The organism is Anoxybacillus sp., from assembly GCF_036834105.1.
Lineage (GTDB): Bacteria > Bacillota > Bacilli > Bacillales > Anoxybacillaceae > Anoxybacillus.
On sequence record NZ_DAITON010000141.1, the window covers coordinates 1 to 5,680 of the forward strand.

At 40.1% G+C, this 5,680-nt stretch carries 3 protein-coding genes and 1 pseudogene; all 4 read right to left on the bottom strand.

The window, feature by feature from the left end:
• Nucleotides 1–43: 43 nt before the first annotated feature.
• Nucleotides 44–1,423 (bottom strand): tRNA lysidine(34) synthetase TilS, encoded by a 1,380-nt coding sequence (gene tilS / locus V7Z64_RS11430; RefSeq protein WP_297989881.1) that lies wholly within the window; start codon nucleotides 1,421–1,423, stop codon nucleotides 44–46.
• Between the two features lie 65 nt (nucleotides 1,424–1,488).
• Nucleotides 1,489–2,427 carry a serine/threonine protein kinase gene (locus V7Z64_RS11435; RefSeq protein WP_297989915.1) on the bottom strand — a complete coding sequence of 313 codons (939 nt, stop codon included), beginning with the start codon at nucleotides 2,425–2,427 and terminating at the stop codon, nucleotides 1,489–1,491.
• A pseudogene (locus V7Z64_RS11440) lies at nucleotides 2,390–3,148 on the bottom strand (VWA domain-containing protein); the annotation flags it as partial. The gene V7Z64_RS11435 and the pseudogene V7Z64_RS11440, both read right to left, overlap by 38 nt.
• Nucleotides 3,149–3,199: 51 nt before the next feature.
• Nucleotides 3,200–5,665 carry a stage II sporulation protein E gene (gene spoIIE, locus V7Z64_RS11445; protein WP_219986156.1) on the bottom strand — a complete coding sequence of 822 codons (2,466 nt, stop codon included), beginning with the start codon at nucleotides 5,663–5,665 and terminating at the stop codon, nucleotides 3,200–3,202.
• Nucleotides 5,666–5,680: the final 15 nt, after the last annotated feature.

The following is a 5,680-nucleotide window of genomic DNA, read 5'->3' on the forward strand; positions in this document are numbered from 1 at the left end:
TCTCCTTTTTTGTTTGGTTGTCAATTTATGTTAGTGATTTTACTCATCTACAGTAGTGTAATACAATATAGCGATTTTTTGTAATATTTGTTGCTGTATAAGCTGATTTTTTTATCCCTGGAATCCATATAATGTTTCCGTTTGCATCTTCGACGATTGGCCATTGGTCCCTCTCGTTCATCGGGACTTTTTCATCAATAAAGATACGCCCAACTTTTTTGGCATGTTCCATCCCTTTAACTTTCATGCGATCTCCGTGCTTTCTCGTTCGCACACGAAGAGGTAACACGACTTGATCCATATCAATAACGACGCGTTCATCGCCTGCAATACAAGGATAATGATCAACAAACTCGCTCATGAGTTGATAGCCATTTGGCAACATAATCGTATCAGGAATATGCATGACAAATTCATATTCGCACGGCTGTTCATATTGAAATGTAAATACGCACGCTTCATATTGACGAATCATTTTTAATCCGTTTGGAAAATGAAGCATACCTGAAGGATGTTTTCGTTCAAAAAAACGCAACGCTTGTTCGATATGTATAGAAGACAATGTCGACGGGACATTTCCGTAAAGATAGTTTAATATTAGTTGAATCCCTCGCCTTTGTAAAGGTTTTGGCATGCGCATGAACGAAGGAATATCAACACGAATACGCCCTTCTTGTTCGTTCATGACATGCTTTAGCTTTTCTTTTGTCAACTGCTCTAAAAATGCCTCATCTTCACTAACGATCTCACTAAACTGTTGAACATGTTCATGAACGCAAACGTTTTCCCGCTTCAAAAAAGGGAGAACGTGATGGCGGAAACGATTGCGTGTATAATCATCTTTATCGTTGCTCGGGTCATGCCGGGCGTACAGTTCGTTTTCTTGACAATATTGTTCGATTTGTTGCCGATCAATACATAAGAAAGGACGAATGATATACCCATCGCCAAACGGTCTCTTCACAGGTATACCAGCATATCCTTTCGGCGTACTCCCACGTACAAGCCGCATGAGCACCGTTTCAACTTGATCATCACCGTGGTGGGCTAAAGCAATATATCGCGCTTTATATTTTTTCATCACTTGCTCAAAAAAATCGTATCTGCAATCGCGGGCTGCCTCTTGCACCCCTTTTTTCGTTCGTTTCATATACGCCCGAACGTCATATTTTGTGACCTCACATATAATACTACGTTGCTCGCAAAAATGTTTCACAAAATGCATATCTTCTTCCGATTGTTTTCCTCGCAACATATGGTCGACGTGTGCAACGACAATTTGAATATGATATCGTTCTCGTTCGCTCCATAAAAAATGAAGCAATGCTAATGAATCCGGGCCGCCTGACACGCCAACAACAACGGTTGTACCACACTCAAGCAATTGATGCTTTTCAATAAACTGATGCACAACTTGTAACATACGCACCCTCTTCGCAAACGTCGTTTTTTACAATCGTACCACAACTCAAAACGAACGTACAAAAATTAAAGAATTTGGACGTACAAATAAACAACATACATAAATAAAAGACAAACAAACAAAAACATCGTTTCTAGTAGGCGGAACTTCCGAACTCGCCTTCCCCCTCGCTTTTCTACCCGAGCAGAAGGCTGCTGCATACATTGCAACAAATCCTTCCTCATTTCATCAGCAGAAGCGTACTTCCCGTCTAGTGCACGCCATAATATTTTTTCATATTTTTTTAAATAGCTGTGGGAAGAAATCATTCGTCGGAGTTGCTCCCTCCCATTTTCCTTTCTTTCAAATCGCTTTGGATAACACATGTTAATCATAATCATTGCTACTGCAAACAAATCGTAAGAAGGTTCTGCCTTTCGTGTTCCCATCCCCCAATATCCGCGATCAAAAAACTCCGTAAACTCTTTAATTGCTCTACCGCGAATCGTTGTACCCCCCACGTCAATTAACCGTACTTTCGGAACCGCCCCTGCTACAATTAAATTTTCTGGTTTTAAATCTCCAAACACCCATCCTTTTTCATGCAATTTATGCAAATCACCTAGTAGCTGTAATGTCATAACGACGATCCAATCTTTTCCTCGTTTCTGAATAAAAGTTAATAAATCATCCCCCTCAATATATTCCATGACGTAAAATGAATACATCTTTTTTTCTTGCGGATGAACCCAGTCATCAACATCTAATAAACAAGGTCCGAGGGCAACTCCCTGGACCTCTGAAAATCGTTTAAGTACATTAACTTCTGACATCATCGCCGCCGCTTGGTTGCTTATTTTCATCGCAACAAATGTGCGCCCTTCTTTCGCTAAATAAACAACACCGTTCGCCCCTTTGCCGAGCTGTTTTATAATTTCATAGCGACGTTTATGCCACTTCCCTTGTATCATCGTTCCTATTCGAATGCTACATGGATTGTTCGATGTATACATCGTCATCACCATCATGAGTAAACAAGCTTTTCAGTGAACGTTTTTTTTGGAATTGTTGTAGCGCTTCACGAATCGCTGGACCGGTCGGTGTAATGCCTCCCGACGTAAGTTTTGGGAAAACGCTTGAAATGGATTCCATTTTCGGAGTCCAGTCTAAAATGCGATCTACCTCTCCTTTTTTCCCGGGAAATACAAAAACAGAAAACTCATTATTTCCCAAACGAGCATTCAAACTAATAGATAAATCTAGCAATGCTTCTTTGACCGTTTGCAACTTCGTTTTCATACTTCCGCTCGTGTCTACTAATATTAAAACTTGTAAGTTAACGGTCTCTCCCAATTCTTCAACAACTTCCATCACTTCACCTCTTTTTTCTGGTGGAAGCTCCTCGATCGAAGCGCGAGAACCTAAAATTTGTTTCAGCTCGCGATTAATGACGCCTTGCAACGTCTGGGTCATCGCTTTTCTCGTCACCATTTGCACCGTTTGCGCCAACTGTTTAGCATAAACAACTTGGCTAATGCCACCACCAGACTGAGCAATTCCTTCAATTTCACGCAATCCTTGTTCATCAATCACATCTTGATCGAGAACACCAATCACGTTGACTGTAATTCCTTGCTCTTTCGCTAATGCTGCCATAGCAATTGGATCTTCACCATGATTAGAACAACCGTCCGTAATTAATAAAATTTGACGTAACGTTCCTTTTCGCATACGCTCATCCCCTCCGAAAAAGTTAGTATATTCCCATCATCGACGGTTAGAGGGGATTTTATACCTTTATTTCATATATTGATATGCCGGAATGACAGCCCATTTCGGTGTATTATGCTTAATGCGCGCAACGACAATTGTCATATCATCTTCGATTTCTCCACCGTTCAAGCGAATGACTTCTTCTAAAAGTAACTCGGACACTTCTTGCGGATCATTCGTTTTTAATTCTTTAATTTTCCGCTTTATCCATACATCATGATTTTCAATGTGAGACACACCGTCAAAAATGCCGTCGCTCATCATAATGAGCAAATCCCCAGCTTTCAGCTGTTCCTCGAACACTTCGAACTCTACTCCGGTAATAATACCAATCGGCAAATTGCTTGATTCAATTTTCATGACGTTGTTCCCTCGTTTAATGAAGCTAGGTGAAGAGCCAACTTTTAAAAACTTTGTTGTTGCATTTTGCAAATCAACGATAGCTAAATCGAGCGTAGAAAAAATTTCTTCCGTCGTCCGCAACGCTAAAATCGAATTAATGGATTTAATGGCAATTCGCTCTTCAATGCCCGATTGTAAAATTTTTTGTAACAATTTTAACGTTTCTTTGCTTTCGTAATGCGCCCGTTCACCATTCCCCATACCATCGCTAATAGCCAGCGCATATTTCCCTCCGCCGATTTCCATCATTGCGTAACTGTCACCGGAAATGAATCCACCACCTTTTGCAACGTACGCAACACCTGTATCGATGACAAACGCTTTTGAAGAGCTAAATGCAACCCGGCAATCTCCATTTGGATACGTCGAGCAATCTTCTCTCTTCACAACGATCGTCTCACCTAAAATATCAGATAACATCGGTGCAATAAGTTTTTCACACTCTCCCCTTCCATCGCAATATGGAATAACCATTTCAATATCAACATTTCCTTTGTCTAAACTATAAATTTCAACATCATTCACATCTACACCGAACTGTTGAAGGGCATGCAAAATTTGTTCTTCTTGTACGTAATAATTTTCACGCTCTTTTTGAATTTCTTTTGCGAAATCTTCCATCACTTGTGACACACCTAATAACTGTTCTGCGACAAGCCTACGACTTTCTTTCATTTGCTGTTTTAATTTTTTGTTTGCTTTATAAAACGATACGTCCTTTTCAATCATTTGCACGACTTTATTCGCTTTTACACAATGTTTATTCCACTCACGCAGCAACTTTGCATTTACAATTTGATCATTTTCACTCGCCTCTTGCATAATTTTTTTCATGTAATCATATGTTTTATCAAAGTGATTCACCCAACATTGATCTTTTTTAAAGCATGTTTGACACGTTTTAGCAGCAACATCACTTAAAAAATAATCAATTTCGCGTTCCTCTTCTTCCTCGTGAGTAAGCACACTATATGAAGAAAAGCTTTTCGATAGCGCTTGAAACACATGCGAAAATTGCTCAACGCGCTGCGCTGTCACATCACGAATTTTCCGTACATACTGTTGTTGCTCGTTCGTATGCTCAACAGTTCCTGGCACATATTTCGCCATTTTACTCGTTAACGATTGTGGCGTCATAAGGAAAAGCAAAACGGCACATAGCGACTCTACAACATTTGGGACAATATTTGTCGTTCCTTGGCTATAAAGGGCAATTAACAATGTTGCGACGACCAAACCAAATGAAACACCTAACTTTTTTCCTTCCTTTAGCAGTCCGCCAAGCAACCCGGCGAAAGCGAGTAAACTCATTTGATATAAATTAGAAACGTTCGCCAAGCTTAAAATGAGCCCCGTCACGACGCCGACGGTTGAACCGACCGTTGCACCAGCTACAAAAGCAAACAGCAACAGTAAATAACGCGAAGCAATATGCTCTAACGACAAACTATACATGGACCAACCGACCATTCCAGTCAACATAGAAGAAATGAGAATAACAAAAGAAATAACTTCTTCTGGTTTCAACGTTTGTTTATATTTTTGATGATCAAATAACGGCACGCTCTGTAAAAAAATGAGCGTTAAAATGGACGCAAGACCTGCTTCGATAAACATCGTCATTCCTTCATATACCGTCCATTCATGACCCCATGTATATATCATCCCCGTTTTCGCGAAAGCCGAGGCAAAAAATACAACAACCGGCAACCTTTTCAGCGGAGCATCAATCCAATAAAACAACCGATAAAAAACGAGAAACATTACGATCGAAGCAACAATAAATAAAGAAGTGTAAAAAGAAACCGTCAGCGATCCTGCAAATAAAGCAATAAACACAAAGCCTAACTTATCGCGGCGAAGTAAATAAATGGCCGAAAAGAAGGGCAAAGCAAACGGTGTCATTTTCGTTAAAATGAGAGCTCGTCCAAGCAAAAAACCAATAATTAAAAACAAAAACCCTTGCTGAAATAACAAATGGCTTAATCGAACTGTAAATCGTTGCAACCATTGAGAAACAGTCGTTCTTGTCCTACTTAAAGGCACTTCAGCCATTTGATTGACCACCTTCCGTTCTAATCTCTCCATCATTCATCCTCTCCT